General features: G+C 54.6%; 28 protein-coding genes. 13 read left to right on the forward strand and 15 right to left on the reverse strand.

The annotated features are described in order from the left end of the window. Positions 1-215 precede the first annotated feature (215 nt). Genes WJU16_RS25635 through WJU16_RS25650 form a run of 4 tightly spaced genes read left to right on the forward strand, consistent with a single transcriptional unit; the run spans position 216 to position 7,059 of the window. On the forward strand, positions 216-3,269 hold the full coding sequence (locus tag WJU16_RS25635; RefSeq protein WP_341836205.1) for a TonB-dependent receptor: 3,054 nt from the start codon (positions 216-218) through the stop codon (positions 3,267-3,269). Positions 3,270-3,279: 10 nt separating this feature from the next. Beyond that, on the forward strand, positions 3,280-4,605 hold the full coding sequence (locus WJU16_RS25640) for a RagB/SusD family nutrient uptake outer membrane protein (RefSeq protein ID WP_341836206.1): 1,326 nt from the start codon (positions 3,280-3,282) through the stop codon (positions 4,603-4,605). A 19-nt stretch (positions 4,606-4,624) separates the two neighbouring features. Further along, entirely contained in the window at positions 4,625-5,875 is a 1,251-nt protein-coding gene (locus WJU16_RS25645) for a TlpA disulfide reductase family protein (protein ID WP_341836207.1), read from the forward strand. A gap of 11 nt (positions 5,876-5,886) precedes the next feature. Beyond that, complete coding sequence (locus WJU16_RS25650; protein ID WP_341836208.1) at positions 5,887-7,059, forward strand: TlpA disulfide reductase family protein; 1,173 nt, start codon at positions 5,887-5,889, stop codon at positions 7,057-7,059. Between the two features lie 52 nt (positions 7,060-7,111). On the opposite strand, the gene WJU16_RS25655 is transcribed toward WJU16_RS25650, so the two are convergent. Beyond that, positions 7,112-7,753 carry a response regulator transcription factor gene (locus tag WJU16_RS25655; protein ID WP_341836209.1) on the reverse strand — a complete coding sequence of 214 codons (642 nt, stop codon included), beginning with the start codon at positions 7,751-7,753 and terminating at the stop codon, positions 7,112-7,114. 212 nt (positions 7,754-7,965) lie between these two features. On the opposite strand from WJU16_RS25655, the gene WJU16_RS25660 reads away from it, so the two are divergent. Both WJU16_RS25660 and WJU16_RS25665 read left to right on the forward strand, forming a co-directional pair. Continuing rightward, positions 7,966-8,355, forward strand: coding sequence for a hypothetical protein (locus WJU16_RS25660; RefSeq protein WP_341836210.1), 390 nt, complete (start codon positions 7,966-7,968; stop codon positions 8,353-8,355). Positions 8,356-8,485: 130 nt separating this feature from the next. Continuing rightward, positions 8,486-9,016, forward strand: coding sequence for a GNAT family N-acetyltransferase (locus WJU16_RS25665; protein ID WP_341836211.1), 531 nt, complete (start codon positions 8,486-8,488; stop codon positions 9,014-9,016). 19 nt (positions 9,017-9,035) lie between these two features. On the opposite strand, the gene WJU16_RS25670 is transcribed toward WJU16_RS25665, so the two are convergent. Next, positions 9,036-9,866 (reverse strand): nuclear transport factor 2 family protein, encoded by an 831-nt coding sequence (locus WJU16_RS25670; protein WP_341836212.1) that lies wholly within the window; start codon positions 9,864-9,866, stop codon positions 9,036-9,038. 127 nt (positions 9,867-9,993) lie between these two features. Here WJU16_RS25670 and WJU16_RS25675 point away from each other — a divergent pair, with 127 nt between their 5' ends. Continuing rightward, positions 9,994-10,749: a class I SAM-dependent methyltransferase gene (locus tag WJU16_RS25675; RefSeq protein WP_341836213.1), complete on the forward strand. Its 756-nt coding sequence runs from the start codon at positions 9,994-9,996 to the stop codon at positions 10,747-10,749. A gap of 73 nt (positions 10,750-10,822) precedes the next feature. Here WJU16_RS25675 and WJU16_RS25680 read toward each other — a convergent pair whose 3' ends face one another. Both WJU16_RS25680 and WJU16_RS25685 read right to left on the reverse strand, forming a co-directional pair. Further along, positions 10,823-11,407: a PhnA domain-containing protein gene (locus tag WJU16_RS25680; RefSeq protein ID WP_341836214.1), complete on the reverse strand. Its 585-nt coding sequence runs from the start codon at positions 11,405-11,407 to the stop codon at positions 10,823-10,825. A gap of 55 nt (positions 11,408-11,462) precedes the next feature. Further along, complete coding sequence (locus WJU16_RS25685; RefSeq protein ID WP_341836215.1) at positions 11,463-12,404, reverse strand: dienelactone hydrolase family protein; 942 nt, start codon at positions 12,402-12,404, stop codon at positions 11,463-11,465. Positions 12,405-12,517: 113 nt separating this feature from the next. Here WJU16_RS25685 and WJU16_RS25690 point away from each other — a divergent pair, with 113 nt between their 5' ends. Beyond that, entirely contained in the window at positions 12,518-12,955 is a 438-nt protein-coding gene (locus WJU16_RS25690) for a hypothetical protein (RefSeq protein WP_341836216.1), read from the forward strand. A gap of 34 nt (positions 12,956-12,989) precedes the next feature. Then, the gene (locus WJU16_RS25695; protein WP_298714941.1) at positions 12,990-13,277 is read left to right on the forward strand and encodes a DUF721 domain-containing protein; all 288 of its coding nucleotides are present in this window, start codon (positions 12,990-12,992) and stop codon (positions 13,275-13,277) included. Here WJU16_RS25695 and WJU16_RS25700 read toward each other — a convergent pair. The 7 genes from WJU16_RS25700 to WJU16_RS25730 all read right to left on the reverse strand — a co-directional run bounded on the left by WJU16_RS25700 (position 13,267) and on the right by WJU16_RS25730 (position 18,306). Then, positions 13,267-13,797 carry a DUF4252 domain-containing protein gene (locus WJU16_RS25700; protein WP_341836217.1) on the reverse strand — a complete coding sequence of 177 codons (531 nt, stop codon included), beginning with the start codon at positions 13,795-13,797 and terminating at the stop codon, positions 13,267-13,269. The two genes, WJU16_RS25695 and WJU16_RS25700, sit on opposite strands and share 11 nt — an antisense overlap. Positions 13,798-13,880: 83 nt before the next feature. Continuing rightward, entirely contained in the window at positions 13,881-14,432 is a 552-nt protein-coding gene (locus tag WJU16_RS25705) for a DUF4252 domain-containing protein (RefSeq protein ID WP_341836218.1), read from the reverse strand. 52 nt (positions 14,433-14,484) lie between these two features. Then, a complete protein-coding gene (locus WJU16_RS25710) occupies positions 14,485-14,988 on the reverse strand; it encodes a hypothetical protein (RefSeq protein ID WP_341836219.1) in 504 nt (167 codons plus the stop codon). Beyond that, positions 14,975-15,490, reverse strand: a complete 516-nt coding sequence (locus WJU16_RS25715; RefSeq protein ID WP_341836220.1) for an RNA polymerase sigma factor — start codon at positions 15,488-15,490, stop codon at positions 14,975-14,977. The genes WJU16_RS25710 and WJU16_RS25715 overlap by 14 nt, the downstream gene beginning before the upstream one ends. A 112-nt stretch (positions 15,491-15,602) precedes the next feature. Continuing rightward, entirely contained in the window at positions 15,603-16,661 is a 1,059-nt protein-coding gene (locus WJU16_RS25720) for an ABC transporter permease (protein ID WP_341836221.1), read from the reverse strand. 5 nt (positions 16,662-16,666) lie between these two features. After that, positions 16,667-17,755, reverse strand: a complete 1,089-nt coding sequence (locus WJU16_RS25725; RefSeq protein WP_341836222.1) for a BT_3928 family protein — start codon at positions 17,753-17,755, stop codon at positions 16,667-16,669. 20 nt (positions 17,756-17,775) lie between these two features. Then, complete coding sequence (locus WJU16_RS25730) at positions 17,776-18,306, reverse strand: DUF1599 domain-containing protein (protein ID WP_341836223.1); 531 nt, start codon at positions 18,304-18,306, stop codon at positions 17,776-17,778. 61 nt (positions 18,307-18,367) lie between these two features. Between WJU16_RS25730 and folP the strand changes: the two genes are divergently transcribed. Both folP and WJU16_RS25740 read left to right on the forward strand, forming a co-directional pair. Then, the gene (gene folP / locus WJU16_RS25735; protein WP_341836224.1) at positions 18,368-19,228 is read left to right on the forward strand and encodes a dihydropteroate synthase; all 861 of its coding nucleotides are present in this window, start codon (positions 18,368-18,370) and stop codon (positions 19,226-19,228) included. Between the two features lie 27 nt (positions 19,229-19,255). Beyond that, positions 19,256-20,065 (forward strand): diadenylate cyclase, encoded by an 810-nt coding sequence (locus WJU16_RS25740; RefSeq protein ID WP_298712479.1) that lies wholly within the window; start codon positions 19,256-19,258, stop codon positions 20,063-20,065. A gap of 131 nt (positions 20,066-20,196) precedes the next feature. Here the strand turns inward: WJU16_RS25740 and WJU16_RS25745 are convergent, their stop codons facing one another. Next, a complete protein-coding gene (locus WJU16_RS25745; RefSeq protein WP_341836225.1) occupies positions 20,197-20,484 on the reverse strand; it encodes a hypothetical protein in 288 nt (95 codons plus the stop codon). A gap of 336 nt (positions 20,485-20,820) precedes the next feature. After that, the gene (locus tag WJU16_RS25750; protein ID WP_341836226.1) at positions 20,821-21,177 is read right to left on the reverse strand and encodes a YraN family protein; all 357 of its coding nucleotides are present in this window, start codon (positions 21,175-21,177) and stop codon (positions 20,821-20,823) included. Positions 21,178-21,216: 39 nt separating this feature from the next. Between WJU16_RS25750 and manA the strand changes: the two genes are divergently transcribed. Further along, a complete protein-coding gene (gene manA / locus WJU16_RS25755; protein WP_341836227.1) occupies positions 21,217-22,428 on the forward strand; it encodes a mannose-6-phosphate isomerase, class I in 1,212 nt (403 codons plus the stop codon). 35 nt (positions 22,429-22,463) lie between these two features. Then, positions 22,464-23,051 (forward strand): DUF6580 family putative transport protein, encoded by a 588-nt coding sequence (locus WJU16_RS25760; protein ID WP_341836228.1) that lies wholly within the window; start codon positions 22,464-22,466, stop codon positions 23,049-23,051. Positions 23,052-23,124: 73 nt separating this feature from the next. Here the strand turns inward: WJU16_RS25760 and WJU16_RS25765 are convergent, their stop codons facing one another. Next, positions 23,125-23,787: a diphthine--ammonia ligase gene (locus tag WJU16_RS25765; protein ID WP_341836229.1), complete on the reverse strand. Its 663-nt coding sequence runs from the start codon at positions 23,785-23,787 to the stop codon at positions 23,125-23,127. Further along, positions 23,780-25,573 (reverse strand): translation elongation factor 4, encoded by a 1,794-nt coding sequence (lepA, locus tag WJU16_RS25770; RefSeq protein ID WP_341836230.1) that lies wholly within the window; start codon positions 25,571-25,573, stop codon positions 23,780-23,782. Before lepA ends, WJU16_RS25765 begins: the two co-directional genes overlap by 8 nt. Positions 25,574-25,743 lie beyond the last annotated feature (170 nt).

Raw genomic sequence — 25,743 nt, forward strand, 5'->3', positions numbered from 1 at the left:
ACGCTATAACAGGGCTTTACAGGCTAATTATTTTTCATCCCCGCACATTGCCGGAATGTACCTGCCGCAAGCCGGTACGTACAGTTTTGGCTTCCCGAATGGCGTGGCCGGATTATTTTGGAGCGGTCATGAGGCTAGTTTGCATACGTTAAAAATCAACCGGTAGAAATAATCAACCAAGTCTTCAACCAATCATCTTCCAAACAGTAGTGATTATGAAACATGTCTATCTGCTATTCCTTGCCTGTATGTTAAGCATGGGCGCTTACGCTCAGCAGGTTATCAAGGGTACGGTGCGCGATTCGCTGACGAAGGCACCGATACCGGGCGCCACCATCAGGGTGGTCAACGGTTCCGGCGGGGTTACCGCCAACGATAAAGGGGAATTCGAATTGCGGGTGCCCGCCAACGCCCAGTTGCGGATTTCCTCGATCGGGTTCGAATCGGTGCTGATACCGGCTACCGCCGTAATGCGGCCTATTATGCTGACCACCGCCGCCCAGATGCTCCAAATGCCGGTGGTGATCGGGTACGGCACGCGCCAGCGCACCGCCGTTACCACCAGTATCTCCTCCATCGATTCGCGCAAGCTGGCGCCGGAGAACAATATCGTCAGCGACGTGGGTAAAGCCCTCCAGGGCCGCATTCCCGGCGTATTCGTCGCTTCCACCTCGGGCGCTCCCGGCTCCACGCCCAATATCCAGATCCGCGGCGTACAATCCGCCCGCGCGCAGGACGCCAACCCCCTGATCGTTATCGACGGACTGGTGATGGAAGGGCCCGGCATCTCGCTCAGCTCCATCAACCCGCAGGACATCGAGACCATCGACGTGCTCAAAGACGCGGCTTCCGCCGCCATCTACGGCGCACGGGGCTCTTCCGGCGTGATCATCATCACCACCAAAAAAGGGAAACACGGCCAGAAACCGTATTTCTCCGTGAATGCCTACACCGGCTTCAACAACGTGCCCACCACCCGCCGCATGCTCAATTCTTCGGAATACGCTTCCGCATTCAACGATTCACGCAACAACCGGATTACCGACATCGACGCCCAGCTGGCCAACCCCGGAAGCCTCACCCCCGTGCAGATCAGCCAGTTGCAAAACGAGCGGAACAGGCTGAGCAGCCAGGTGGCCGATCTTAAAATGGCAGACCGCAGCACCGACTGGATCGACCGGGTGAAAAATCACAATGCACCGCTGAATAACATCCAGGCCAGCATGAGCGGCGGCGGCGAGAAATCCACGTATTACATGTCGCTGGGCCGTTATGCCGAAACCGGCGCCATCGGTACCGGCCGCTTCGAACGCTATACCGCCAAAATCGACGTGTCGCAACAGGTGAACAACTGGCTCCGTCTCATGGGGAATATCAACCTGACGCAGTCGGTGAGCAAAGACAACTCCTACCCCCTCGTGAGCGCCTTCAACGCCCGTCCGGACACGCCGGAGGAACCGGTGCGCAATGCTGATGGCTCGCTCGGGTATTATATAGGACAGCAGAACCATCCGCTCGGCGAAATGATGGAGAACAGGAACAAGAACCGCACGCAGACCTGGTTCGGGAACCTGGCTGCCGAGTTGAAGCTGCACAAGAACCTGCAATTCCGCTCTGCTTTCGCCGCCAACAAATACAACACTTTCAACCGCGATTACCAGTCGCCGCTCGGCTACCTGGGTAAATTCCAGAATGGCTACCTGAAAACGGGTGGTTCGGATAACTTCAATTACAACTTCGACAGCTATTTCACCTATACCAACCGCTGGAACAAGCTGGGCCTGACAGGAACCGCGGGATATACATTCTACAGCATCGAGAATAACGGATGGGGTTATGACCTCAATGGGTTCCCGCGGGTGGATGTGATCACCGGCGGCGCCGCTGGTTCCGCTTATGGCAGTACGGGCGCAATCGGTTCACTGAACGGCAATTCCCTCGAAACATCAGAGGCTTACTTCGGCCGGCTTTCGTTTGATTGGGATAACAAGTACATGTTGGGCGCAAGCCTACGTACCGACGGGTCCTCCAAACTCCGTAAAGACAACCGGTATTCCTGGTTCCCCTCCGTGTCCGCAGGCTGGGACCTGGCGCAGGAAGGGTTCATGCAGGACCAGAAGTTGTTCCAGTTCCTAAAACTGCGCAGCAGCTACGGTATCAGCGGCAACATCCGCGCGGTAGCGAACTTCGCCACGCAACACCTCATGCAGGCGACCTCCAATCTCGGTGAGCCCGCGCTCCGCGCCCGCGACCAGGTTGGCAACCCGAACATCCGTTGGGAAGAAACCAAACAATTCGATGCGGGCATCGACATCGGCATGTTCAACAACCGGGTTACGCTGACGGCCGATTATTACAATAAATCTACCACCGGACTGCTCAGCATCCGCAATATACCCTGGGAGTTCGGTGCGCAGTCGCTGCCATTCAATATCGGGGATATCCGAAACAAAGGTTTCGACCTGGAGCTGGCCGTGTCCAGTGCGCGGAATGCCCTCGTCAGCTGGAAAGTGGAAACCAACCTGAACTTTAACCGCAACGAGATCATCGCCCTCTCCGACTCCGTGCTGAGTTACGGCACCTTCATCTTTGGCGGCCCGCAATCGCAGGCGCGCGTTGGGCAGTCGGTAGGCTCCGTGCAGGTGTATAATTCTCTCGGCGTCGATCCCAATACGGGGGATATGATCTATGAAGACCGGAATAAGGATGGTAAATGGGACGCAAAAGATTACATCTTCGTGCCCATCGCCCTTCCCAAATTTACCGGCGGTACAACGCTTTCGGCCGGGTATAAAGGTGTGTCCGTGGAAGCGCTGTTTTCTTATGTGGTGGGTACCAAGATCTACGACTACTACGAACAATCCCTCCGCAACTACGATCTCGACTGGTTCGGCGTGATGCCCAACAAATTCGATGTCGTGAACAAACGCTGGCGCAAGCCCGGCGACGTGACGGACGTTCCCCGCGCCGTTGCAGGCCCTCATGGAGCCGGCAAAACGGCGGACTGGAATTACCGTCCTTCCACGCAATTCATTTACGACGCTTCGTACCTGCGCCTGCGCAACCTCACGGTGGCGTATATGCTGCCGAAAAGGTTGCTGGACATGGCTACCATTACCCGCTGCAAAGTGTATGTGGCCGCGCAGAACCTGTTTACAATAACCAAATACATCGGCTTCGATCCGGAAGCGGCTTCCAACTCCGGCATCGTTTCTTCCAACCTTCCCAATCCCAGGAGCATGGTGTTGGGCGTAGACCTGTCTTTCTAAAACTTACATCATGAAGAAATCATTTTTCCTGCATATATCCGCATGCGCCATCATGGGAATGGCCTCCTGCGCCAACAAGCTGGACGTGCAGCCCGATACCCTGGTGTCGCCCGACCAGGTGAACAGCAGTAATGTGGGGCTGGTGCTTAATGGCGCCAGGCTCGCGCTGACCAACAACGCATTCTACAATTATTACATCCTCACCGAAATCATGGGGGATGATGTGCAGACCACCAGCCTGCAAGGCTACGAGTTATGCAATATTCCCGTAACCGACAACTCCCTGACCATCGCCTACCGTTACCCCTTCGCCTGTGTCAATAATGCGAACGTGGTGATCCGGTACTACAGTGCCCATACCGGTGAGGCGGCATTGCGGCCGATTGCCGGCGAAGCTTACCTCCTGAGGGCCTATGCTTACATGTTGCTGAATGAGCAGTTCGGAAAAGTAGCGATCATGGACGGAACGGAGGATCCCTTATCCTACCCCGAACGGCAATCCGAAGAGAAAGTAAAAGCGGAGATTGAGGCTAACCTGTTAAAGGCGGTGGAGTTGCTGCCTGATGCCGGAGGCAAGCCCCTGAAAGGTAGTAAGCAAGCCGCACAATTGCTGCTGGCGCGCTTTTACCTGAACAACGGGAAGTTTGCCGAAGCTGAAAATCTGGCCAATGCCGTGATCACCTCGGGAAAATTCGCCCTGCTTGATGAGAAGTTCGACGAGATCTTCAAATACAATACCGCTTCCAAAGAGATGGTGTATGCCGTTGCGGAAGTTTCTTCCGGTGTCAATAACACCAAACAAGGGCTGCCGGGCGTATATGGTCCTGGCAGCGGCCGCGCAGGTGGTGCTAACATCTGGATTGATTCGAACCTCGTGAAATCTTACGAGAACACCGATATCAGGAAGCCATTTTTCACGAGAATGAAAGGCTCGAGCATTACCGATACCGTTTGGTTCCTGGTGAAGTTCCCGGAAGAATTGCAACCCTCCTATCCCATCTGCCGCTACAGCGAAGCGTTTCTCATTGCCGCAGAAGCAAAAGCCAGAACAGGCACGGTGGACGTGACGCGCTACAACGAACTGCGCGCCAAGCGCAAAGCCTCCCTGGCCGCCAATGGCGACTTCGCCAATGCCGCCGCCTTCCTGGACGCGATTGAGCTGGAACGCAGGAGGGAATTCGTGGGAGAACGCCACCGCTGGCAGGATATGCGCCGCTTCGGCAAGGCGATCCCCTGGCTGGAAGGGTTCCAGCAACCCGCGGGCCACGTCATCTTCCCCATCCCGGAAAGACTGTTCACCCTCAATCCCACCCTCCAACAGAACGACGATTATTAGTTAAATAAACCTAACAGGAATGAAGAACGCAATGTTGAAACCTGCTTTACTGGCGCTGCTGATGAGTCCGGCGGCGCTCATGGCCCAGAAAGCCAATCTGCCAAAACAAATCACGGTAAAAGGATCAGTGAAATTCGCCACGCCCGAAGGCCAGCCACGCAAAATATGGCTGAGCCGCGACAATGGCACCGGCAAACCCACCGTCGTGGATTCCGTGGAACTCGGTCCTGATCTCACCTACTCCTTCCGCATCAAACAAGACCATCCGGGTATTTACAAACTGAACGTGATGTATTGGGATCATATCACCTTCTGGAGCGATGCCGATGTAAAAGTGGCTTCGCGCGGGTACGACACGGCAAAGATGAAAGTGAAAATCCCGCACTTCTACTTCGTGGATGGCTCGTCCGACAACAACTTCATCAACCAGATGGAATTGAATAACACCAACGGTTACCTCCGTTCGGTCGACGAATACAACCAGGAGTATTATGCCAAGCAGCATAAGGAAAAAACCGGAGATTCCGCCTGGGCGAATTACTGGAAGGACCGCCGCCGTTATAATCCCCTGCGCGAAGACAATGACCAGCGCGAAGATCTGCTGATGAAAGTGTATAAAGACCGCCCCGTGCTGATTTATGCCCTCCGCAGCGCAGGCAGCCCGCACGACACCACGCAATACGCATCCACCCTGCGCCAGCTGGATCATCTCATCAAACTGTACCCCTGGCTGAGTGAGGCCAAAAACCTCAAAAACACCATCATCAAAAACCGCGCGCAGATGATGAAGCTCCAGCCCGGACAGCCCGCGCCTTCCATCTCCTACCCGGACAACTTCGGCAAGCTGCAGGGATTGGAAAAATACAAGGGAAAATATCTCCTGGTCGATTTCTGGGCTAGCTGGTGCGGCCCCTGCCGCCAGGCGATCCCGAAAGTGAAAGAACTGCATGAGCAATACAAGGCGAAAGGCCTCGAAGTAGTGAGCATTTCCATCGATACGGACAAGAAAGCCTGGGAAAAGGCCATGGCGGATGAAAATATGCCCTGGGAGCAACTCCTGAGCGACAACAAAGACAAAACGATGGAGCTTTACCAGTTCTCCGGCATCCCCACGCTTTACCTCATCGACCGCGAAGGCAAGATCGTGACCAAGTTCACCGGTTACAGTCCCGAAGCGGAAGCCATGATCAAACAGGCGATCGAGAAAGGCATCTCCGGACAGGCCCAGCCCGCGGGAGAAAAGAAAGTGATCAAGGCAATGTCCATGTAATATAAACAGTCATGCAGCAATTAATCTTTTCTGTCATTGCGATGGCGGCTGCCTTGCAGGTTTCCGCGCAGCAAAAGTATACGGTAGACGTGTACATGGCCGGCCAGGAAGGGCATAAGCTCACGTTGAGTTATGTCCGTAAAGGCGAAAGGCGTTCGGATACGGCCCAGCGCCTCCCCGACGGCGGGCTCCGTTTCAGCGGGGAGATGGAAGGTCCGGTAGTGGCGGTGATGTTGAACAACCACCCGGCCAGCCGTTTCCAGTTGTCGCAGGGTGGTATGTTCATTCCCGGCCCTTTACTGGAATTTGTGCTGGAAGACGGGCGCACTGTTATCAAGGGAACTTCCGAAAAATCGTTCATGGCGATTGCCAAAGGCGGCAAGCTGAACACGGAATTCGCGAAGTTCCATGCCCGGGAATTGCCGCTGATTGAAAAGAAATGGGAGCTGACGAAAGAAGGCGCCCTGGCTTACAAAGGCGGCGATACCGCGCGTTCCACCGCCTGCAGGCAGGAAGGGAATGCGCTGGATGCGAAAAGGAAGGAGCTGCAGCGGGAGTATATCGTAAAGCACCCGGGTTCCTTCGTGAGCATGTACTTGCTGAGCACCCTCTATGAGGAATATACACCGCAAGCGTATGCCGAGGTTTACGGAAAGCTCGCTCCCGCCTGGAAATCGACTTTCTACGGAAAGCTGATCGCCAACAAGATCGAAAGCACCCGCGCCACGGCCATCGGCATGCCCGCGATTGATTTCACGAAGAAAGACCTTCAGGGAACAGACTTCTCGCTGTCGTCCCTCAAAGGGAAGTACGTGCTGGTTGATTTCTGGGGCAGCTGGTGCGGCCCCTGCCGCGCAAGCCACCCGCATATGCGCAAGCTTTACGATCAATACAAGTCGAAAGGTTTTGAAATCGTAGGTGTTTCTGATGAAAAATCGCCAAGCCTCGAAAGCGCGGAAAAGTCCTGGAAAGGCGCCGTGGAAAAGGATGGGATCAACTGGCTGCATGTGCTGAACAACTACGGTAAAGGCGATTTCGACCTCGTACAGAAATACGGCATCACCGGTTTTCCCACCAAATTCCTCCTCGACCCCCAGGGCAAGATCATCTGGAAGCTCGTGGGCGGTGGTAAGGAAAGCGAAGACCAGCTCGACGGGAAGCTAAAAGAATTATTAGGCCAATAACGCGGTTGGTATGATAAGCAAGAAAAAGGGACGCTTCCGGGCGTTCCTTTTTTTATGCCTGGATAAGCCCTTGCTGCACGGCCAGCCGGATCATGGACGCCACATTGGGCGAACCGAATTTCTGTAGGAGGTTTTTGCGGTGGGTTTCTACCGTCAGCGGGCTGAGATGCAGCATAGCGGCGATGTCGGTCGTGGTTTTGCCGTCGGCGATGAGCAGGAGGATTTCTTTTTCCCGCCGGGTGAGCTGCGGCATCTCCCGAAGCTCCGTGGCGGAGGGTTTGGCCATAATCTCGCGGACGGCTTTGCTGAACGTGAGGAGTCCTTCATGCGCTTCGCGGATGCAGCGGATGAGCTCGTCGGCCGCCACGTTCTTTAGCAGGTAGCCGGAGGCGCCTTGTTGGAGCATCTGGAGGATCATGCTGCGCTCAGCGTGATTGCTGAGGGCGAGGATGCGGGTGGCGGGGGAAATGTTCCGGATGTCGCGGCAAAGGTCGAGGCCGCTCGTGTCGGGCAGGGCGATGTCGAGCAGAAGGATGTCGGCGTGGGAAGATTGAAGAAATTCCAGGCATTCGCGGCCGCTGCCGAAGCAACCGGCGATCTCCATGCCGGGGGCCGCTTCCAGCAGTTTCTGCAACCCCTCGGTTATCAGCGGATGGTCGTCTGCAATGGCGATCTGAATGGTTTGTGAAGACATGGCGTTTGCGGGCTGGATGCATCCCGCGTCTCAAAAATATCAATTATTCGCAACGGCGAGGCATCCCGTTCCGAAACTACCGGGAAACAGGTAGGAAATTTCACCCGGATGAAGGTATTGAACCAGGCCGGGACTGGTTTTACTTTTGTGATGCGCAGTATATCCATGCGCCGCGGCGCTGCTAACCATTACCATTTAAAACAAACGCTTATATGAAATCATTGAAATTGCTCTGCTTGCCGCTGTTAGCCCTTTCGATCGGCCTGGCCGCCTGCGGCGGGAAAGATAAGGACCCCGTACCCGGCGGTTCCGCGAAGAAAGTACAATACAAAGCTACCGCCAGCGCGGGCGTGCAATTGTATTCCGCCATATATGGCTACGACCAGTCCATCACCACAGTAACAAGTATCGGCGGTACTACCTGGGCGAGCCCGGTGATCGATGTGCCTGCTTCCGCCAGGGGCGGCACCTGCGTAGTAGGCGCTGTTGGCGCGAATGCGCAGTCTACGCTGAAAGTAGAAATGTTCGTCAACGGCGAACTGGTGAAAACGGGTACCTCCAGCGGTACGGCGCTTTCCGCAGGCACTAATTTGGTGTTTTAACAGGGCATGATAATATCCGCCGTAATCGCCAAACGATTAGTAAAACCGGCCGGTTTCGCGTCCGGTTTTCGCTTTTTCGTTGAACGGAGTGATGATTTTGATTAAATTGGGGAAAGAAATTCCCTCCGCCATGCATCCTGCCGACTTCCGCATCCGCCCGCTCGCCAATAACGAAACCACGCTGGCCGCATTATCCGCCTTGTTGATGGAAACGGTGGCCCATGGGGGTTCCGTGAGTTTTATGCATCCCTTGCCGGAGCATGAAGCGCGGGCTTTCTGGCAGGGATCTTTGGCGGCGGCAGCCAACGGAGGGCGGATCGTCCTGGGTGCATTTGATGCAGCCGGTAAACTCGCCGGGACGGTGACCCTCCTGCTCGATCTTCCTCCCAACCAGCCCCACCGCGCGGAGATCGCCAAGATGATGACCGGCGTCGCCTATCGCGGAAGGGGCATTGCCCGCGCGTTGCTGGCTTTCGCGGAGCAGCTGGCGCTCCAACACGGGCGTACCCTGCTCACCCTCGATACGGCGGAAGACGATGGCGCCGCAGGTTTATACGAAAAATCCGGCTACCAGCGAAGCGGCGTCATTCCCGATTTTGCGCTTAAACCCCACGGCGGCCTTACCGGTACGATCATTTTCTGGAAGCGGCTCCGTTCCTGAATAATTATTTTGTTGTAACCTATTCCCCCGGATGCGATTCCCATTTCTCACCATGCGGCACGCGATATTGCATTTGCGTATATCCATTGATGTTGTAAGCGTCACCCATGCCGTGGTGCGCGCATGCAACCATCCCCGTTACTTTCCCTTGTGTATCACGGGTAAACTTAAACGTCAAATCCCGTTCTTTTGCAAAAAATACGTCTTGCCGCTCGGGGAAAAGGGACATGGGTTCCCGCGCCGTATGCAGCACCAGCCAGCCATTTTCCGCTGAAATAGTGAGCGCATTTTCCGGCCCTTTGTATTTCCCCGAAAAAGCCTGTAAGGTTTCTTTCTTCATTTCCAGTGTTTTTCGCGTATTCTCGTACGGGGCAGGGCCATGGTCGAAACTCAGTATCCGCGCCATCTTCCACCTTCCTTCCTGTAAAAGCAAAAGGTGCGTAAACTTCGCAAGGCCGTCGCGGTATTCATGCGTATTCTTCAGGATATAGAAATAATGGCTGCCGGAGATGATAGCGCCGTAAAGCGAATCGTTTTTACGTAAGGGAAACACCATTACCGTACCCGGCACCGCTTCCCTGCGCAGGCTGAAATCGTTGCCGGGCTTGCAAAGGCCGTTGGTGAAGCTTTTCATCATCGCGTCTGCCCCGAAGGTAGGGCCGCCTTTATCGTGGTAAAACTCCACATCGTCCGTCAGCATGGGCCGTATTCCGGACAGGTTGCAGGTATTGTAGCTTTGCCAGAAAAGGCTGTCGGCCGCCAGTACGGCTTTGGTAACCTCTGCGTCGGATTGCGCGCGGGCTAGCAAACAAAATAGCAGGGCGTTCAGGGTTAAAATGGTACTTTTCATGTTGAAAGCGGTTGAAAAATGACGATGATATAATATTACAGCAAACAACCCGAACTTTTAATTGTTACAGTAGGTTTAACAAGGGAAATTTCAGACAAGAGAAGAAGCCCGGAAATAACCATCACACATGAAAAACACCGAAAGATTCAGCGGAAGGGCTGAACATTACATCAAGTACCGACCGCATTACCCGCATGCCATCATTGGCTGCCTGGAAGAAGCAGGCTGCCTGACCAAAGATTCCATCGTTGCCGATGTCGGCTCCGGAACGGGTATTTCCTGCCTGCCGTTCCTGGAAAACGGCAACGCGGTGGTGGCTGTAGAGCCCAATACAGAAATGCGCGAAGCCTCCGAGCGTCTGCTCCACGGGTACCCGGGGTTCAGGGCGGTTGCCGGAACGGCGGAAAAGACCACCCTGGAAAACGGATCCGCAGATCTCATCGTGGCCGGGCAGGCATTTCATTGGTTCCATGGCAGTGCCGCCAGGAATGAATTTGTGAGGATCGGCCGGCCGGGAGCATGCACCGTGCTCATGTGGAACGAGCGCGACATCCAGGACCAGCTCGGCAAGGAGTACGACGCCCTGCTGGAAGCCAACGCCGTTGATTACCGGGAAACCAACCACCGTAACGTTGGCCCCGCGCAGCTGTCGGCCTTCTACTCTCCTTCAGTATACCAGGCCTACACCTTCAGCAATGCACAGCAACTGGACCTCCCGGGCCTCAAAGGAAGAATGCTGTCTGCCAGCTACGCCCCCCAGCCCGGGCATCCCCTCTATGCGCCGATGATCAGCCAGCTGGAAGACCTCTTCGCCAAATATGCCAAAAACGGCCTGGTGAAATTCATGTACACCACCCGCCTCTACATCGGGCAACTGACATAAATCACGCGTATCCAAAGACATGAAAAAAGGCGCTCCGTGCTGGAGCGCCTTTCCTATGCTTGTGAAATCAGCTTCACGCGTTTTGCTTGCGGACGTACTTCGTGAGGATCACGATCACCTGTCCTTCGATCTTCCCTTCGATCTGCTCCGTATTCTCTGCCACCAGGCGGATGTTTTTCACTACCGTTCCCATTTTGGCATTGAGCGTGGAGCCTTTCACATCCAGGGATTTGGTCAGCACCACCGTGTCGCCATGCTGGAGCACGGCGCCGTTGCTGTCGAGATGCAATTCCACCACATCGTCGTTCTCATGCTCGCCGGATGCTTTCGCCCAGGCGAGCAGCTCGTCGTCGAGGTACATCATGTCGAGCTGTTCCGCCGCCCAGGCTTCTTTGCGGAGGCGGTTCAGCATCCGCCACGATACTACTTGCACGACGGGTGTTTCGCTCCACATGGAGGTGGCGAGGCATTGCCAGTGCTGCGGATCCAGGGCTTCTTTACGTTCCAGCTGGGCGCGGCATTTGTCGCAGGCAACGATCTCCGCGTCGCGGCGGGATTCGGGGGAAAAGGGAACTTCGTACACGGACAGTCCTTCCGTGGCGGAGCACATTTCGCAGCTGTTGTTGCTGCGTGCTTTCAGATCTTCAGGCAGTTTCATTTTCGTCTTGGCTTTAGCGAAGGCGCAAAGGTACGTTTTTCTTTCCGCTTGCCCCCTACTTCACTTTTCTATACTGCTCCTGCTCCCATGCGCGCAATAAGAATCCTTCCTTATTGAATATCATGTCTACCGGTGCGTTTTCGTCCCAGAAAAAGAGGGTTTCCGAAGCCGCTTTCACTGATTCGCGGTGCTGCCCGGCGCTCAGCTGCAACCCGTTCGCTATCGCGGTAACCACTACAGTATCGTTGCTGCCGCTGCGGACATACCTGCCCGCCAATTTCCCCAGTTTGCCGGCGTCTACATCCACCTGCCGGAAGCGGTGGCGGCGCTGCGCCAGCAGCCAGGTATAGAGGCTGTCGTTGTTATAGGTTTCCGTCCAGCTGTCGTGCCCTGCTTCGGGGTACACGGTAAACTTAACGCCCGGCTGATAAGGTTTCAGGGCGTCGATCATGCGTGCGCTGGCGCTGAGTTGTACCACGTTGTCTTTGGCGCCGTGGAAGCACCACACGGGCACGTAACGCATCTTCCAGGCCGTTTCCGGTTGCCCGCCGCCGCAGATAGGCGCGAGGGCCGCCAGTTCGTTGGGATACCGGGACGCGAACTCCCAGCTGCCGAATCCTCCCATGCTGAGGCCCGTCAGGTATACCCGGTCGGCGTCCACCCGGTGGTTTTTCTTCAGGTCGAGCAGCAGTTTGTGCAACATGCCTGGATCCCAGCCGCCCTGGTCCGATTGTGGCGACACAACGATTAAAGGATATTTCTTACCGGCTTCCACCAGTTTGGGAGGCCCGTGCATTTTCACTTTCTCCAGATCCATCCCACGTTCGCCCGAACCATGCAGGAAAATCAGCAATGGCCAGCGCCGGGAGGTATCTGCATCATATCCTTCCGGCAATGCCAGCAGGTAACGCAATTCAATAGTTAATTTCGCGGGAGACTGCTGTGCGGACGCATGCAGGCCCAGCAGCAGCAACAGGGGTACAAATAGATGTTTCATAACAGGAATTTACGCAATCCCCCGGGCTTTTTATACTACGGCCGTTACAGAATTTTTGGGTGGGAAAGTTGGCATGGCCCGGATATTGCGGCTTGCAGGTAAACCTTATCACCATGGACAAGATCAAGGCATTTTTCCAGGCATATGAACAACGATTCATGGATGGCCTGTCGGGCAAGCCGCAAGACGTGGAAGCCTTCGCCGGCGCATTCGCGGATTATTTCGTGGAATCATCCCCAGTGGGCGTACAGGGCGGAAAAAACGATGACTCCTTCCGGAAAGCGATGACAGAAGGCTATGATTACTACCGGAAAATCGGCACCAAATCCATGCAAATGACGGGCCTCGATGTCACCAAAATCAATGATACCCATTGCATCGCAAGGGTACATTGGGATTCCACTTACGATAAGAAAGGTGAAACGGTACGGATCGAATTCGACGTGTGGTACATATTGACTTCCGTTTCCGGCGACTACAAGATATTCGCTTACGTTACCGGTGATGAACAAAAAGTACTGCGCGAACATGGATTGATTCCGGAAAGTTGATGGCGTCCCCGAAAAATGTCGCTACATTTGCGCTATGCGAAACAATCTTGTCAGCATGGGCGACGCCCTGCGGGAGTATCTCAATAAAAGCCGTCTCAAACCGCGCCTCATGGAGGTGCGTATCCAGGAAAACTGGGAGCAGGTGGTGGGTAAAACCATCGCGAGGTACACTGAAAGCGTTCACCTGTACGATGGCAAGCTGGTGATTGTTACTACGGTAGCACCCCTCAAGCAGGAGCTGAATTATTCCAAAGACCGGATCGCCGGACTGGTGAATGATATGCTGGGGGAAAAAGTAGTGACGGAAGTGATCATCCGTTAACCGTGACCTTCACATCATTGGAAATCGCCTGAACAATTTTGGAAAGATCGTCCATCGTGAGTTTGGTGCGTAGGTGCATCATCATCATATCTCCTTCTTCCTGTACAAGCACCACTAAATTATCGATCCTGTCTTCATTTTTGCCGTTGCTGAGCAGGTGGACATTGGCGTTTTTGTGACGGATTTCCGCCAGCAGTTCGAACTTGTTGTTTAGCTCCAGCTTTTGTTTCAGGCCGTTAATCGTTTCGCTGGAAAATGTGCCATAGTCCATATCGAGCGCATAGAATCTTACCCTTCTCACTTTTTTCAATGCCCATTTAATGTCTTTCATACTGCCGTCGAAAGCATGGTCGGGAATGAACCAGCTGACTACGCGGAACGTGAGGAAGCCGAGGCCGATTTTATGGGTAGACGCTACGTCGTAATGCTGTACCATGAACTGGCGGAGCGTTTTACGCTGCGCGTTGGCGGTGGTGGCAAACAAGATGCATGCGGTGGCGGCGATAATGGAGCGAATCATGGATGTTTGTTTTTTCAGGTAAAGGATGGATGGGAGGAAAAGCGGCCGCGGATGGAAGACGGCGGCTTGTCCGGTTCATAAGGTCATTTCTTGCCTTTGGGTCCTTTCGGTCCCTTGCTGTCGAGCTTGCCCAGGTTTTCGAACCCGTCGATATTCATGTTGCCCGCGATCTCGGAAATCTCTTCGATGGAGAAATCTCCCATCAGCAAAAGCGCCAGGAACTCGTTCGTACTGCCCACGAGCATCACCAGCTCGGCGATGTTGCCTTTGGTGTTCTCGCGGACCATGAACTTCAGGTCGGTGTCTTTGTCGCGCAGGCTCATCAGTTCTTCCATACCCGATGTCAGGAACTGGGCGGCTTCGCGATACAGGCGCTGGCCGTCTTTGGTGTCTTCCTTGATCAGGATGCGCAGGCCTTTAAGCTTGCTGGCCAGGGACAATACCTTTTTGGCGTCCGGGTCGTCGGCACTCACTTTCGAAAACATGGAAAACATTTTCGGCGTGATGTTGATGACGGTGAAAGACTGGTCGTTCTGGTACTTCTGGAAGAACTTGTCGATGGTGGTTTGCGCCAGGGCCAGCTGGCTGCTGCACAATAGGCATAGTAAGGCGACCAGTGGAATGAGACGTTTCATGTGAAAAAAATTAGTGAATCAATCAAGGTTATAATCATACTAGAATGGGCGTTTAATTTTTGCCTTCCACGATGCTGGTGGCTTCGTTGAAATAGGCGATTTTCTGCATTTCGTTCTTGCCGCGGTTCAGGTTTTTGGACAGCAGCTGCAGCGCGCGCTGCGTTTGCTCATACGCCAGCTTCGGATCAGAATAGGTATCTGCGAAAACCATCGCGCCGCCGGTCTGCTTATCGCGGAAGCTGTCTGCTGAATACAATAATCCGGCCGCTACGAGCACCGCCGCCGCATATTTCATCCAGCCCTGCCAGATAGACCGGACGATGGCGGGTTGCTGGGGCTCGTCCCAGGGTGCGGGTTTGTCGGTAAACAGTTCGGGCATGTCGGGCACCGCGCTGCAATCGTTGAAGTATTGGAACAGCGGGGACGCTTCCTGGAGGTCTGCCGGCAACGTTCCCTCATGGCCGGCGTAAAATACGCGCAGCGCCGCTTCCTCCTCTTCCGTGCTCTCGCAGGCCCAGTACTTGTTCAGTAATGCCCTGATGTCATTGTATTCCATATACTTGCAGGTTTTGTAACTGCTCGCGAACGGTTTTCCGCGCGCGGTGCAGGTTGATTTTTACTTCCGCCAGGCCGATTTCCAGCATGTCGGAGATTTCCTGGTAACTTAATCCATCCATATCCCGGAGCTGCAATACCGTCCGGTATTTTTCCGGGAGCCTCGCGATGGCCGCGTGCACCCGGCGCATCATGTCGCTTTTTTCGGCGTGCTGGTGCGGCGTCTGGTGGACCGACGGCACCTCGCCCGCCCGGTCCAGATCGTCGGTGATCCGGTATTTGCGGCTCTTCAGCCGGTCGAGCGCCACATTGCGCGTGATCCGCATGCACCAGGCCTCCAGGCTTTGCAGCTCCGGCATCTTCTCCCGGTTGTTCCACACCCGGATGAAGGCATCCTGGACAACATCCTTCGCATCCTCCTCATTACCGAGCAGGCGGAAAGCAAAGCAGTAAAGCTTTTGCCTGAAAGGAAGGATGAGGGACTGAAATGCGCTGGATGTCATATTGGTTTTTAGAATGGCAGAAGGAGGCGGTTCCTTCGGTGTTACAAAAAGAAGACGACTGCCAAAAACGTTTGTTACAAAATAAAAGGAAAATTTTTTCCGAAGCTGTAAATCAATTAGTTAGTCTGATGCGTGGGTCGATGAGGCTGTAGAGGAGGTCTGCCAGCAGGTTGATGATTACGAAAACGCCGGCGGTAAACAGCACAGCGCCCATCACTACGGGGAAGTCGAATTTCTCCAGGGCGTCTACCGTCACTTTGCCGATCCCCTTCCACCCGAAAATATACTCCACGAAAAACGCCCCGGCCAGCAGCTCGGCGAACCAGCCGGTGATGGCGGTGATCACGGGATTGAGGGCGTTGCGGAGCGCATGCCCGAACAGCACCGCCCGGCGGCGGAGCCCCTTGGCGTAGGCGGTCCGGATATAATCCTGGTTCAGCACGTCGAGCATGGCGCTGCGCGTGAGCTGTACGATAATGGCCAGCGGCCTGATGCCCAGCGTGAGCGCGGGCAGCACCAGGTTACCCAGGTTCAGCACCCGGCCCCGGAACGGATCGATGTCGTAAAGGCTTCCGGTCATATGAAGCCCCGTCCAGTCTGCCAGCACAAACCCGAAAAGGTACGCCAGCACGATCCCCGCGAAGAACGACGGCGCCGAAATGCCCGTCACGCTCGCGAATACGGCCCCGGTATCCATCCAGGTGTTTTGTTTCACGGCGGATATAATCCCCAGCGCAATGCCCGCCACGGTAGCGAAGATCATCGCGGCCAGCGCCAGCACCAGGGTGCCCGGCAAGGCCTCCGTGAGGATCTCCCAAACGGGCTTCTTGCTTTGGTAGCTGCGGCGGAGGTTGGGCGTTTTCAACACCAGGTCGCTGGATTCCCCGACGGGGAACAGGGCCAGCGCGCCTGGGGTTTCCTTATATTCGGTGTCGGACAGCACGCCGATGGGTGACAGATCATTCACATAGTAAAGAAACTGTACGCCCACCGGCTTGTCCAGGTGCAGTTCCTTCCGTACGTTCTCCAGGCTGGCCACGTCGGTCCGCTGGCCCAGCGTCATCCGCGCCGGATCGGCGGGCAGCACGTTGAACAGCAGGAACACGACGCCCACCACACCGAAGAGCACGAGCAGGCCGTAGCCCGTTTTACGGAAGAAGAATCGCAGCATAGTGCTTACGGGATATCGTTATAATGATATTTGGCTTTAATAGTGCCTTTTTCCAGGATGATCAGGCAGGGATTGCTGCGGCCAGCCGTTTTGATGGCGGTGCCGTCCATCTGCAGGAAATCGAAATGAATCCCGCGGTTGGCCTTGAACTGCTCAACGGCGGCCTGGCTGGAGCTGGTTACGCCCATCAGCACGATCTTCCCTTCCGCCGCCTGCTTTTCATACGCCTGCATCTTCGCTTCCCAACCTTTACCGGCTTTGGTTACGTCGAGGACGAGGAAGAGGTACATGGGCAGGGGCTCGTTCAGTATGCCGCTGTTCATGTTGTTGCCGTTGAAGTCGTTCAGGATGAAATCCTTGATCGGCGGTTCGGCGTTGCCTTTCTTAATGAGCTTGTCTTTCCGGTCCACGAACACCCAGGTCGTGTCCTGCCAGGGATAGTTTTCGGTAGTATATTCCTGCTGTTTGCCGTCTTTTTCATAAATCATCACGGTTTCGTACACGTCGGGCGTGGAGCCGGGAGGGGCTTTCATCTTTTCAGGGATATTGTTGCCGACTTTATAAGGCAGGCAATCCACGATAGGCAGGTGCGACAAGGTGTACCATTGCAACACTACCGGGAACAGCACGGCGAAAATCATGATGCCGGCGTTGACTTTCGGCGCAAAGAGCGGCTGGATGCGTTTGTGGTAGATGAAGATCACGAGGATCATCACCAGCAGGATGATATCTTTCCAGAACGACTGGTCGGCCGTGAGCTTGATGCAGTCGCCAAAGCAGCCGCATTCGCGGATCAGGCCGCTGAAGAGGGCGAAGCCGGTCAGGAAAGTGAAGAAGATGATCAGTAATAAAAGCAGGAACGAGAAGAAGCGCATGCGGTAGCCGATGAGCACGGCGAAGCCAGCGATGATCTCGAAAGCGTTCATGACCAGGGAAAGGGTCAGGGAAAAGGGGATCATGAAATGCATGTGCAGCACTTCAAAGAACTCGTCCATCTTGTAGCTGAGGCCCAACGGATCGTTGGCCTTGATCAGTCCGGAAAAGATGAACAGCACCCCTACAACGATGCGAAAAATGGAGATGATTGGTTTCATAGTGGTTAAAGATAGGAATGTTAATGCTTTTCTTCAAGCAGGATGAGGGCGAAAACGGCATAGTTGACGATGTCGACGTAATTGGCGTCTATCCCCTCCGAAATGAGGGTCTTACCATCGTTGCGCAATATTTGTTTGATACGGAGGAGCTTGGTGAGAATGAGGTCTACGAAGGATTCCTGGCTCATGGAGCGCCAGGCTTCGCCATAGTCGTGGTTTTTGGCTTCCATCACGGTGCGGATGAACGCGGCTTGTTCATCATATAAAACCGACACCTTTTCGGCGGGCAGGTCGGTATAGATATCGTCGGCAGGCAATTGCAGCTGGATGAGGGCGATGACGCCGTAGTTGACAATGGCGCGGAATTCTCCGGCGATATCGTCGGCCACTTTCTGCACGCCGGTTTCCTGGATGGTGCGGATGCGCTGGGCTTTGATGAATATCTGGTCCACGATGGAAATGGGGCGCAGCACGCGCCAGGAAGTGCCGTAGTCTTTCGTCTTCTTGATGAAAATGTCCTTACTGCTGTCGATCACCTGCTGGTATGTCATTCAATTGCTGGTTTAAATTGCGTAAATTCGGGCGATATATCACTGTAATAATCATAGCCGCTTGCGTTTCAAAAGTACATCATTACGGAAAGATTTCACCATCCGTTGCCGGGGAAAGTTGCTGAGCCTGGCGGACCCCCTCGTGATGGGGATCATCAATGTCACCGACGATTCCTTTTATTCGGACAGCCGCAGCCGTGAGCTGCACGAATCCGTTTTACGGGCAGAAGCCCTGCTGGCCGACGGCGCCGCCATCCTCGATATCGGCGCGCAAAGCACCCGTCCGGGCGCCCCGGAAGTAGGCGCCGCCGAAGAAGCCGCGCGCCTGGTGCCCGCCATCCACGCCATTTTGTATAAATTCCCCGAAGCCGTGATCTCGGTAGATACCTACCATGCTTCCGTCGCCGAAAAGTGCATCCTGGCGGGGGCTGCTATCGTGAACGACATCAGCGCCGGCGATATGGACCCGGAAATGATCCCCGTTGTGGCGGCACTGCAGGCGCCCTATATCGCCATGCACATGCAGGGTACGCCGGCCACCATGCAAACGAACCCGCAGTACGAAGACGTGGTGCAGGAAGTGCTGGACTATTGCATCCGCAAAACGGAAGCTTGCCGGGCCGCCGGCATCCACGACGTGATCCTGGACCCGGGGTTCGGGTTCGGCAAAACATTGACGCACAATTACCAGCTGCTCCGCGAGATGGGAATGCTCCACCTCGCCGGCGCCCCGATCCTCATAGGCGTGTCCCGGAAATCGATGGTGTATAAATTATTGGGAGCCACCCCCGCCGAAGCCCTGAACGGCACTACCGTACTGCATACGGCCGCCCTGGAGCGGGGGGCGCACATTTTACGGGTGCATGATGTGAAAGCGGCCGTGGAAGCGGTTCGCATCGTTTCATTCATGGAAGGCGCGTAGTTGCCAAATATTTCTATTTTTACAGCTATGAAGGATGTTTACCAATTTTACGGATTTGAGTTTCGATGGCTGAATGTAGTGGACCTGCTGATTGTGATTTTTCTCGTCATCCAGTTGTACCGCCTGCTAAAAGGCAGCCTCGCTTTCAATATCTTTATCGGACTGCTGATGGTATATGCAGCGTATTTTGCCGTGCGATCCCTGCAGATGCCGATTCTCACCAATATTCTAGAAAATTTCATCAACATCGGCCTGATCGCCATCATCATCATCTTCCAGCCCGAAATCCGGAAGTTTTTGCTGGTGCTGGGAAAGAAGACGCCACTGAGCAAGGATTCTTTCTTAACCAAACTGTTCCTACCCGACCGTTTCAAAAGCTACAAGGAGGAAGAAAACATCATCAACGAGATCATCGTGGCGGCGGGGCATATGGCCGCGAGCCAGACGGGCGCATTGATCGTGATCTCCACCACCTACCGCGTGAAGTTCGACACGGCGTCGAGCATCGCGATCGATGGCAACGTGAGCGCCAAACTGATAGAGAGCATTTTCGAGAAGAACAGTCCGCTGCACGACGGCGCGCTGATCATCGTCGGCAACAAGATCCTGGCGGCGAAGGTGATCCTGCCCATGTCGGAGAACCCGAACCTGCCCACGCGGATCGGGATGCGGCACCGGAGCGCGGTGGGCATCACGGAGCATAGCGATAACCTGGCGATCATTGTATCAGAGGAGCGCGGAACGATCTCGTATGCGCAGGACGGGCAGCTGGTGCAGAATGTGCAGTTGGAAGAGTTGAAGGTGAAGTTGTACGAGGTGCTGGTAGACGGATTGTAAAGGAATTTTTATGATAGGAAAATCCTCTCGGCCGGGGGGATTTTTTATTTGGCGGAAGGGTTAAAATACAAAGTCCTCCCTTTTTAGGGGGAGGATCTCTGTTTGGGGGGATGATGATAGTAATGATAATATCATGGCCGGCTGAGCCGGAAGTGTATTTGGTATTCACCGCATTGCAGCGCGTAATCGCCTTCGGGCAGTGTGCGGAGCCGGATGGTGTACACACCGTTGCGGTTTCCTCCTTCCAGTGGTATGATCCTGACAGGCTGGTTGTACCCGTTAAAGATCGTACAGGGAATCATGCCGGTATGTTTTTCCAGCGAATGGACCTGTAACCGTAGTTGATCGTCGTTAACGACCGTTTGCGGCGGGTAGGTCAGGTGCGTATGGATGAAAAATAAAAAACTCCAGTAATGCATACAGAACCATTTTGGCTGATTGGTGGTTCTTTTACAGGAGACGGTTAGATTGGATGCCCAAATATACAACTATTTAAATTCTTTCATATGGCAATTTTGTTAACTCCAAGTTAAGCGGGGCGGCGGAAAATCGATTGCATAAGCAAGTTGATTCTTCCATTTAGTACGGTTACAGTACGAGCCTGCGCTGGATCCTCCCGGCGGGTCAAACTTACTGACAATCTATTTCAAACCTGTCTTTTAATCAACCTGTAATCTACCTGTAATCTACGTGTAATCTACGTGTAATCTGCCTTAATCTACCTGGTCGTAACTTCCAAGTCAATTTCACCGCTATCAGAACACATCTTCCAGGTGGAGGATTTCCGGCGGTTGGCCAGGGAGGATGTAAATGGAAAGGATGTCGAAACGGATAGCTTTGACCGTCTGACCGTAGCGCTCCAGCCAATGCCCGGCCACCTTGTGCAGGTGGGCTTCCTTCTTCCATCCCACCGCTTCCTCCGGCGTCCCGAAGTACTTTGAACTGCGGGTTTTTACCTCGGCGAAAACGATCATTTTATCTTTATACGCAATAATATCGATCTCCTTCCGCCCCGCCTTCCAGTTGCGGTGCAGGATCGCGTAACCGTTGGCTTCCAGGTGCTCCGCGGCCAGTTGTTCTCCCAATTTCCCAAGTGTATGGTCGCAAGACATGCGTTTTTGCCTATTTTTACGGTTTAATAAAGGAAAAGTATGCGAGATCCGAATGTATTCTACCTGACAGGAAAAGTCCAACATTACGCCTGGGGCGGTTTCCGGTATATCCCCGAACTGCTGGGCCAGCCCGTAACCGATCAACCCAGCGCCGAGTATTGGATGGGCGCCCACCAGAGCGCTCCTTCCCTGCTCCAGGCTGCGCAGCCGCAGCCCCTCAACGCCTGGATCGCCGAAGACCCCGCCGGCGCCCTCGGCGCCAAGGCTGCCCAACGTTTCGGCGAACTGCCCTACCTCTTCAAAATCCTTGACGTGAAAGATATGCTCTCCATCCAGGTGCACCCCACCAAATCGGAAGCAGAGAAAGGGTTCGCGCGCGAGAATGAAGCCGGCATCCCCCTGAACGCCCCCAACCGCAATTATAAAGACGCCAACCATAAACCCGAGATCATGGTGGCCCTGAGCGAGTTCTGGCTCCTGCACGGCTTCCTGCCCGAAACGAAACTCCGCCAGGTACTTACCTCCATTCCCGAGTTTGCACACCTCCTTCCCGTTTTCGAAAAAGACGGATATTTCGGTCTGTATAAAACAGTGATGGAATTACCGCAGGAAGAGGTGAACACGCTCCTGCGCCCCCTGGCCGATCGCATCCTCCCCGCCTACCGCGAAGGCTCCCTCCAAAAGGAAGACCCCGCATTCTGGGCGGGCCGCGCCATCGACAACGATCCGCAAGGAATCGAAAACCTCGACCGCGGCATCTTCTCCATTTATTTCTTCAACATCGTGTATGCCCAACCGGGAGACGCCGTGTTCCAGGACGCCGGCATCCCCCACGCCTATCTCGAAGGCCAGAACGCCGAACTGATGGCCAATTCGGACAACGTGCTCCGCGGCGGCCTCACGCCCAAGTACATCGATGTGCCCGAGCTCCTGAAGCACACCCGCTTCGAGGCTGTACATCCCAATATCCTCAAGGGCGACCTCATCCACGAAGGCCTGGAACGCATCTATCCCACTCCCGCCCCCGATTTCGTGCTGAGCCGCATCGCCCTGCAACCCGGGCAAACGTATAGCCACACCGCCGAAGCCCCCGAAACCTGGATCGTACTCAGTGGCGACGGTTCCGTTACATGCCCCGGTGGCAATACCCTGGCGCTTTCCAAAGGCACAACGCTCTTCGCCCCATATGGCACGGCGTACAAAGTTGTTTGCCAATCCGATCTGGTGATTTTCAAGGCGGCTATTCCATAATTTTCTATATTTGTAGCAAGCAAACGAGCGTATTTATGAAGAAAGAAACTTTATCTAATATCATCCTGGTGGCAGTGTTGATCTTCGTCAGCGTACTGGGCCGGCTGGTGACCAACTACTTCGAGATCTACAATTTCACCGCCATGGGCGCAGGCGCGCTCTTCGCCGGTGTGATGCTGAAAGACAAGAAGTATGCTTACGCCGTGCCGCTAGTATCCCTGTTTGTCAGCGATCTTTTCTTTCATTTCTTTACCAATATCCAGGGCATATATGGCGGCGAAATGCTGTTTGTATACGCCGGGTTCATGCTGGTGACCTTCATCGGCACCCGCATCCGCAAGGTAACCGCCGGCCGTGTTTTCCTCGGCGCGGTGGCTTCAGGCGTCATTTTCTTCCTGATGTCCAACCTCGGCACCTTCCTTTTCCGCGACATGTACCCGCACACCCTGGGCGGACTGCTGACCTGCTACTGGTCCGCCATCCCCTTCTACAAACAGGACCTGTTCGGAAGTTTCGCGCTCAACACCATCCTGGGCAACGTATTTTACAGCGCCCTCCTCTTCGGCGCCTACGAAGTGCTGAAACCGGTGTTCGTTCGCGAAAAAGCCACCACGATCGCATAGCTGGACAAGCTACCGCATAAAAAAGCGGCCCGGGTATTGCACCCGGGCCGCTTTTTTATTTCCCTGAAATTATTCAGTCCATTTTCCATTGCAGGAAATGATAGTTTTCGTGCTGCACTTTCTCCGCAGGTGGTACCTGCAACGGCGTCGAGAACAGCGGGCAATCCGTCACCAGCGTATGGAATTCTCCGTTTTCACCGCATACATCCACGCCTGCCGCTTCCAGGTCGGCGATGAGCACATCGTCCATCTGCCGCCCCAGGAAACCGGCGCCCAGCGTGTCGTTACAGGAAACGATCATGCATTTGAGGCCTTGTTCCAGCATGCGGTACACCAGCACTTTCCGTTCTTCCTGCCAGAGGGGCAATAAGGCTTTGAGGCCCGCGGTGGCGCAGACTTTCTCCTCCCAGTCGCGGTGCGGCTGCAGGTCGATGTCGCCGAAAACGGCGGCAGTAGCCTGATGGGCGGTTTTAAGTTGCCGGAGGGATTCCACGAAGTGCGTTTCGTAATCCTGCCAGGAAGCAGGTTGCAGCAAAACGGGCAGCCCCAGCACCGCGGCCTGCTGCTCCAATATAGATGGCGGCAGGCCGTGGGAGCGGGATATCTGCCCGTTCTCGTTTAATACGTTCAGGAGTGCAACAGGCTTGTGGCCTTGTTTTACGGCGGTCATCAGCGCAAAACAGCTGTCTTTTCCGCCGCTCCAGGAACAAATGATATGTTCAGGGGGATTAGTCATCCAGTTTGAGTACGGCCAGGAACGCTTCCTGCGGTACTTCCACGTTACCGATCTGGCGCATGCGCTTCTTGCCTTCTTTTTGTTTTTCCAGCAGTTTACGTTTACGGGAGATGTCGCCGCCGTAACATTTGGCGGTTACGTCTTTACGCATCGCGGAGATATTCTCCCTCGCCACGATCTTGGCGCCGATGGCGGCCTGGATGGCGATGAGGAATTGCTGGCGCGGCAGGAGCTCTTTTAGTTTCTCGCAGAGCTTGCGGCCGAAATCCTGCGCCCGGCTGCGGTGGATAAGGGCGCTGAGGGCGTCCACTTTCTCCGCGTTGAGCAGGATGTCCATTTTCACGATATCGCTTTCACGGAAGCCGATCGGGGTATAGTCGAAGGAGGCGTATCCGCGGGTCTGGGATTTCAGTTTGTCGTAGAAGTCGAACACGATCTCGGTGAGCGGCAGTTCAAACATCAGCTCCACGCGCGTGGTGGTGAGGTAGCTTTGATTGAGGAGAATGCCGCGCTTGCCGAGGCAGAGCGTCATGATATTGCCGATGTAGTCAGGCTTGGTGATGATCTGCGCACGGATCCAGGGCTCTTCGATACGGTCCATCTTCGTGGGTTCCGGCATCTCGGAAGGATTGTTCACGATCAGTTTCACGCCCTTGTTGTCGTAAGCGATGAAGCCTACGTTGGGCACGGTGGTGATCACGGTCTGGTTGAACTCGCGTTCCAGCCTTTCCTGGATAATCTCCATGTGCAGCATACCGAGGAAGCCGCAACGGAAACCAAAGCCCAGCGCCTGGGAGGTTTCCAGCTCGTAAGTGAGCGATGCGTCGTTCAGCTGGAGCTTATCCATGCAATCGCGCAGCTCTTCGAAGTCTTCGGTCACCACCGGGAAGATGCCGGCGAATACCATGGGTTTCACCTCTTCAAATCCTTTAATGGCTTCGTCGCAGGGGCGGCCGTCGAGCGTGATGGTATCCCCTACTTTCACTTCCTTGGCGTTTTTGATGCCGGTAATAATATAACCTACGTCGCCGGCGAACACTTCGTTCTTCGGTTCGAGGCCCAGTTTGAGGATGCCCACTTCGGCGGCTTCATATTCCTCGCCTGTGTTTACGAAGCGGATTTTGTCGCCTTTTTTGAGGGAGCCGTTGTATATGCGGAAATATGCGATGATACCGCGGAAGGAGTTGAATACGGAGTCGAAAATAAGCGCCTGGAGGGGCGCTTCGGGATCACCGGAGGGCGCGGGAATGCGGGTTACAATGGATTCGAGGATCTCTTCGATGCCAATGCCGGATTTGCCGGAGGCCAGGAGGATGTCTTCATCTTTCACGCCGATCAGGTCGATGATCTGGTCTTTCACTTCCTCGATCATAGCGCCTGCCATGTCGATTTTATTGATGACGGGAATGATTTCGAGATCGTTTTCCAACGCCAGGTAGAGGTTGGAGATGGTCTGCGCCTGGATGCCCTGGGCGGCGTCTACCAGCAGCAGGGCGCCTTCGCAGGCGGCCAGCGCGCGGGATACTTCATAGGAGAAGTCTACGTGACCGGGCGTGTCAATCAGGTTGAATGTATATTTTTCGCCGTTTTTGGCGGTATAATTCATCTGGATGGCGTGGCTCTTGATGGTAATGCCTTTCTCCCGCTCGAGGTCCATATCGTCCAGCACCTGGGCTTGCATGTCCCGGTCGGAGATGGTCTTTGTAAATTCCAGTAAACGGTCGGCCAGGGTGCTCTTGCCGTGGTCAATATGCGCAATAATGCAGAAATTCCGGATATTCTTCATATAAAAGACAAATTACGAACCATCCCACCGCATGCTACGCGTAATTCATTCGTTTTCCGCGGTCGACAATCCGTAATTAATTATTTGCGCAAAGGTATTAAATTTTAATCTTCTTTAAAGCGGCAAACCACCTTTTGCCTGTATTTCTTTACATTTAAAGCTAAAATAAC

Origin of the sequence: Chitinophaga pollutisoli, from assembly GCF_038396755.1 — a bacterium.
GTDB lineage: Bacteria > Bacteroidota > Bacteroidia > Chitinophagales > Chitinophagaceae > Chitinophaga > Chitinophaga pollutisoli.

Excerpts from the sequence above, each read along its gene's own strand:
- WJU16_RS25665 (WP_341836211.1), top strand. The coding sequence starts at position 8,486 with ATGCATCCTGCCGACTTCCGCATCCGCCCGCTCGCCAATAACGAAACC.
- WJU16_RS25650 (WP_341836208.1), top strand. The coding sequence starts at position 5,887 with ATGCAGCAATTAATCTTTTCTGTCATTGCGATGGCGGCTGCCTTGCAG.
- manA (WP_341836227.1), top strand. The coding sequence starts at position 21,217 with ATGCGAGATCCGAATGTATTCTACCTGACAGGAAAAGTCCAACATTAC.
- WJU16_RS25745 (WP_341836225.1), bottom strand. The coding sequence starts at position 20,484 with ATGCATTACTGGAGTTTTTTATTTTTCATCCATACGCACCTGACCTAC.
- WJU16_RS25680 (WP_341836214.1), bottom strand. The coding sequence starts at position 11,407 with ATGAAACTGCCTGAAGATCTGAAAGCACGCAGCAACAACAGCTGCGAA.
- WJU16_RS25660 (WP_341836210.1), top strand. The coding sequence starts at position 7,966 with ATGAAATCATTGAAATTGCTCTGCTTGCCGCTGTTAGCCCTTTCGATC.
- WJU16_RS25725 (WP_341836222.1), bottom strand. The coding sequence starts at position 17,755 with ATGAAACCAATCATCTCCATTTTTCGCATCGTTGTAGGGGTGCTGTTC.
- WJU16_RS25695 (WP_298714941.1), top strand. The coding sequence starts at position 12,990 with ATGCGAAACAATCTTGTCAGCATGGGCGACGCCCTGCGGGAGTATCTC.
- WJU16_RS25705 (WP_341836218.1), bottom strand. The coding sequence starts at position 14,432 with ATGAAACGTCTCATTCCACTGGTCGCCTTACTATGCCTATTGTGCAGC.
- lepA (WP_341836230.1), bottom strand. The coding sequence starts at position 25,573 with ATGAAGAATATCCGGAATTTCTGCATTATTGCGCATATTGACCACGGC.
- WJU16_RS25765 (WP_341836229.1), bottom strand. The coding sequence starts at position 23,787 with ATGACTAATCCCCCTGAACATATCATTTGTTCCTGGAGCGGCGGAAAA.
- WJU16_RS25730 (WP_341836223.1), bottom strand. The coding sequence starts at position 18,306 with ATGACATACCAGCAGGTGATCGACAGCAGTAAGGACATTTTCATCAAG.
- WJU16_RS25645 (WP_341836207.1), top strand. The coding sequence starts at position 4,625 with ATGAAGAACGCAATGTTGAAACCTGCTTTACTGGCGCTGCTGATGAGT.
- WJU16_RS25740 (WP_298712479.1), top strand. The coding sequence starts at position 19,256 with ATGAAGGATGTTTACCAATTTTACGGATTTGAGTTTCGATGGCTGAAT.
- WJU16_RS25760 (WP_341836228.1), top strand. The coding sequence starts at position 22,464 with ATGAAGAAAGAAACTTTATCTAATATCATCCTGGTGGCAGTGTTGATC.
- WJU16_RS25640 (WP_341836206.1), top strand. The coding sequence starts at position 3,280 with ATGAAGAAATCATTTTTCCTGCATATATCCGCATGCGCCATCATGGGA.
- WJU16_RS25635 (WP_341836205.1), top strand. The coding sequence starts at position 216 with ATGAAACATGTCTATCTGCTATTCCTTGCCTGTATGTTAAGCATGGGC.
- WJU16_RS25685 (WP_341836215.1), bottom strand. The coding sequence starts at position 12,404 with ATGAAACATCTATTTGTACCCCTGTTGCTGCTGCTGGGCCTGCATGCG.
- WJU16_RS25720 (WP_341836221.1), bottom strand. The coding sequence starts at position 16,661 with ATGCTGCGATTCTTCTTCCGTAAAACGGGCTACGGCCTGCTCGTGCTC.
- WJU16_RS25750 (WP_341836226.1), bottom strand. The coding sequence starts at position 21,177 with ATGTCTTGCGACCATACACTTGGGAAATTGGGAGAACAACTGGCCGCG.
- WJU16_RS25670 (WP_341836212.1), bottom strand. The coding sequence starts at position 9,866 with ATGAAAAGTACCATTTTAACCCTGAACGCCCTGCTATTTTGTTTGCTA.
- WJU16_RS25655 (WP_341836209.1), bottom strand. The coding sequence starts at position 7,753 with ATGTCTTCACAAACCATTCAGATCGCCATTGCAGACGACCATCCGCTG.
- WJU16_RS25700 (WP_341836217.1), bottom strand. The coding sequence starts at position 13,797 with ATGATTCGCTCCATTATCGCCGCCACCGCATGCATCTTGTTTGCCACC.
- WJU16_RS25715 (WP_341836220.1), bottom strand. The coding sequence starts at position 15,490 with ATGACATCCAGCGCATTTCAGTCCCTCATCCTTCCTTTCAGGCAAAAG.
- WJU16_RS25675 (WP_341836213.1), top strand. The coding sequence starts at position 9,994 with ATGAAAAACACCGAAAGATTCAGCGGAAGGGCTGAACATTACATCAAG.
- WJU16_RS25710 (WP_341836219.1), bottom strand. The coding sequence starts at position 14,988 with ATGGAATACAATGACATCAGGGCATTACTGAACAAGTACTGGGCCTGC.
- WJU16_RS25690 (WP_341836216.1), top strand. The coding sequence starts at position 12,518 with ATGGACAAGATCAAGGCATTTTTCCAGGCATATGAACAACGATTCATG.